Below are 4,187 nucleotides of genomic sequence, written 5' to 3' on the forward strand. Positions count from 1 at the left end.
TTWTTCTGTAATTATTTTTTTCATTAATTATTTACCTCCATATATTAAAAATATACCTAATTTTAGGTATATTTTATAAATATCAAGAGTTTTCGACAAAATTAAAGTTTAAAATACAATAATTTTGGTAATTTTATAGTATTATTAATAGGAACATAATTTAATTTAGAGAGGGATGTTTTAATGAACCTATCAAGTATGATGTTTTTAGCAATTGAACCACAAGTAGCCAATACAATTATTTATGTTTTTGAAATAATTGCTTTAATTGTATCAATTATTATGATTGTTATTGGTTTATTACAAAACAAAAAAGCACAAACAGGGTTAAGTGCTTTAAATGGTGGTAATGATGAATTATTTGCTAATAGTAAAGAACGTGGGTTAGATCGAACATTATCTATTTTTATGTTAGCATTTGGTTCAACATTATTAGTTATTACATTATTGATAAATTTATTAACAAAAGTTCTATTGTAATAATTAAATCTTTAAAAATATCATTAATTGAAAAGAGATTTAAAAATGTCTCTTTTTTCATTTAGGGGGAAAGGTATATGCACGATCGAATTGTAGCTATTTTAAAAAAACAAACAAAACCAATTGATACGATTGAATTAGCACAGTTATTAGATATTAATAAAATTAATGATAATAAAATGATGTTAAAAGTTTTGGTTGAATTAGAAAATGATAATATTATTGAGGTCACACAACAACATAGGTTTTATTATTTTGATCCAAAAATTTATTTACGAGGAGTTATTAGCATTAATAAAAAAGGTTTTGGTTTTATTAAAATTAGTGAAAACCAAGAAGAATACTATGTTAAACAAGATGATTTAAATAATGCCTTAGACCAAGATCAAGTTTTGTTTATTTTAAAAAAACAAAAAAATATTAATAATTCTAAAAAAGCAGAAGCACAAGTAATTAAAGTTTTGAAGCGAAATAATGAATATGTAGTTGGAGTTATTAAAAAGAATCGTCATCAACAAAAATATTTAGAAATTTTAAATAATAAATTAACGCAATATCGTGCTAAAATTATTAATTTAGCTGATGCAATTGAAAATACAATTGTAAAGGGAATCATTACAAATATTAATAGTAAAAACAATTTAATGCAAGTTAAAATCATTGAGATCATTGGTAATACTAATCAAGTCGGTGTTGATGTCTTGGCTATTTTACATGAATTTAATATTCGTACTAAATTTAATGAAGAAACATTAAATGAAGCCAATCAAATTAAACAAGATGTTGATGTTGCAAGAATGTTAGTAGATAAATCACGCCGTGATTTACAAGCAGAAATGTTTGTTACAATTGATGGGAATGATTCAAAAGATTTTGATGATGCTATTTTAGTTAAAAAAAATCAAAATGGTAATTATTTATTATTGGTTGCGATTGCGGATGTTGCACATTATGTTCCACAGAATAGTTATCTTGATAAAGAAGCTTTTGACCGAGGGTGTTCAGTTTATTTAATTGACCGGGTTGTTCCAATGTTACCAGAAAAATTAAGTAATGGGATTTGTTCGTTAAATCCTTTTGAACCACGATTAACATTAATTTGTGAAATGGAAATTAATAAGCAGGGACATGTTGTTAATTCTAGTATTTATGAAGCTGTCATTATTTCAAAAGCGCGATTAACTTATGATGAAGTTAATAAGTTATTCTGCCAAGAAAAAAATCAAATCTCAGGTGAAATTGTTCAAATGTTGCTTTTAGCGCAACAGTTATATCAAATTTTAGTTTTAAAAAAAGAACATGATGGGGTTGTTGATTTTGATTTAGATGAACCAAAGTTTATTGTTGATAAAAATGGTAAGATTAAAGATATTGTTGTGCGAGAGCGTGCTGATGCAGAAAAATTGATTGAGAGTTTTATGATTCGCGCTAATGAAACGGTAGCCGAAACAATTTATTGAATGGATTTGCCATTTGTTTATCGTGTGCATGATAAGCCAAAACCAAAAAAATTGCTTGATTTGTATACGCAATTATCTTATTTAGGTTTAAATATTAAAGGAAAGTTAGAAAATATTCATTCTAAAGATTTACAGCAAATTTTAAATAAGTTAAAGGATAAGGAAAATTTTAAAGTTATTTCAGCTTTAGTATTACGAAGTATGGAAAAAGCTAAATATAGTGCTATTAATGATGGCCATTTTGGACTGGCATCTTGATGTTATACGCACTTTACTTCACCAATTCGGCGTTATCCCGATTTAGTTGTTCATCGTTTATTAAAAAAATATTTATTTCAAGGAAAAGTTAAAATTACTGATTTAGAACAAACGCGTACTTTTATTAGTCATGCTAGTCAACAGTCATCCCTTGCAGAATTACGGGCAATGGAATGTGAACGAGAAGTTGACAAAATGAAAGAAGCTGAATATATGGAAGATAAAATTGGCTATGAATATGATGGCATTATTGCTGGAGTTACTTCGTTTGGAATTTTCGTTGAATTACCAAATACAATTGAAGGATTGGTTCATATTACTGATTTAAAAAATGACTATTACGTTTTTGATGAAAAAAGTTTAAAATTAATTGGAGAACGGAAACGAAAAGAATATTTTTTAGGAAAAAAAGTACGAATTAGAGTAAAGAAAGCAAGTAAAAAATTACGGCAAATTGATTTTGAACTAGTTGATTAAGGAGGTGATATTAATGTTGACAATTACAGTTAATAAAAAAGCACGGTATAATTATGAAATTATTGAAACCTATGAAGTTGGTATTGTTTTGACAGGCAGTGAGATTAAGTCAATTCGTAATAATGATGTATCAATTAATGAGGCCTTTGTTATTATTCGAAAAAATGAGGCCTTTGTTATCAATATGATAATTGCTCAATATAAATTTTCAACATCATATGTACCAGATGCTGATCGGACTAGAAAATTACTTTTGCATAAAAAAGAAATTAAAAAAATTTTGCAACGAATTAAATTAGAACGTTTAACATTAGCACCATTAAAGTTATATCTTAAAAATAATTATGCTAAATTAGAAATTGCTTTAGTTCGTGGGAAGAAGAATTATGATAAACGAGAAACAATTAAGCAACGCGATAATGAGCGTTTACGTCGGAAATATTAATTTTTAAAAAGTAGAAGGTAAAAAAGAATTAATTGAGGTAGTAAATTCAATAATTAAAGAAAATGATAAAAATAATGATGGGTTTACTCAGTTTTCTATAATTATTGAAAATTTACTTCGAAAAATTCCAGATTTTAATCCCAAAAATTATGGGGCACAAAATAATAAATTTTCATTATTTTTAAAAAACAATTTTGAAGACAGTTATCATTTTAAAGAAAAGGGAGGAATTTTATATATAAAATTAAAACAAGAGAAGAAATAATTATAATAAATATGATTAATAATAAGGAAATATATTATTTTTTAGTTAGTATATGAGTGTAAAACTGTTAGAAGTTATAATAAAAGTATAAATAAGAGAGGAAGTAGAAATGAATACGGGAGAAATAGTTACCGTTATTGTTGCTTCGTTATCATTCATAAGTACAATTATTTCTTCAATATTTACTTTTATTGCTAATAAAAATAATCAACTAAATGAAGTAAAAATTGATGAAATACATAAAAAGTTAATAGAAAATCATTCAAGAATAATGGAAATTCTAATAAACAAAACATCTTCCACAATTGACAATGCAATTAATGGTTTTATAAAATTATTTAAACAAAGTAATAAAGATCAATCATATGAAAGAATGGAAGGGGAAATAACAAACTCCAATGAACCTGATATTAGTTAAAATATGCTTTTATATTAGTTAAAATATGCTTTTAAAATAAAAAAGTCATATGAAAATAATAATGTTTAGGAGGAAAATTATGACTTATAAAGATAAAGAAAAATTACAAGCAAAATTTATTACTGGATTTATTAAAAATGAATTTTATGATGTAATTTTTAATTACTGGATATTATTAAAGAATAAGCAGATTAATAATCAAAAGAAGATAGAAAAAAGAACATTGTCTAAACAATTGGCAGATAATTTGTTAAAAAACTATTAAATAATGGTCGTATAAATTATTTTGGGGTCTTAAATTAATATCTTAGAAATTGTGGAATAATATACCACTTACTTATTTAGATTGTATTACTTTTAATTTTATTGTCAATATATTTTTMT

The 4,187-nt window shown here is 25.0% G+C and carries 5 protein-coding genes; all 5 read left to right on the top strand.

The window, feature by feature from the left end:
• The first annotated feature begins 183 nt into the window (after positions 1-183).
• The 5 genes from secG to EHV01_RS03635 all read left to right on the top strand — a co-directional run bounded on the left by secG (position 184) and on the right by EHV01_RS03635 (position 4,068).
• The gene (gene secG / locus EHV01_RS03615) at positions 184-480 is read left to right on the top strand and encodes a preprotein translocase subunit SecG (protein ID WP_400248652.1); all 297 of its coding nucleotides are present in this window, start codon (positions 184-186) and stop codon (positions 478-480) included.
• Positions 481-557: 77 nt separating this feature from the next.
• Complete coding sequence (gene rnr, locus EHV01_RS03620; protein WP_422066240.1) at positions 558-2,675, top strand: ribonuclease R; 2,118 nt, start codon at positions 558-560, stop codon at positions 2,673-2,675.
• 13 nt (positions 2,676-2,688) lie between these two features.
• Entirely contained in the window at positions 2,689-3,120 is a 432-nt protein-coding gene (gene smpB / locus EHV01_RS03625; protein WP_422066241.1) for an SsrA-binding protein SmpB, read from the top strand.
• A 374-nt stretch (positions 3,121-3,494) separates the two neighbouring features.
• Positions 3,495-3,803: a hypothetical protein gene (locus EHV01_RS03630; RefSeq protein ID WP_400248649.1), complete on the top strand. Its 309-nt coding sequence runs from the start codon at positions 3,495-3,497 to the stop codon at positions 3,801-3,803.
• A gap of 79 nt (positions 3,804-3,882) precedes the next feature.
• Entirely contained in the window at positions 3,883-4,068 is a 186-nt protein-coding gene (locus tag EHV01_RS03635; RefSeq protein WP_422066242.1) for a hypothetical protein, read from the top strand.
• Positions 4,069-4,187 lie beyond the last annotated feature (119 nt).

The organism is Spiroplasma sp. hy2 (genome assembly GCF_044714365.1).
In the GTDB taxonomy this organism is placed as follows: Bacteria; Bacillota_I; Bacilli_A; order Mycoplasmatales; family Mycoplasmataceae; genus Spiroplasma; species Spiroplasma phoeniceum.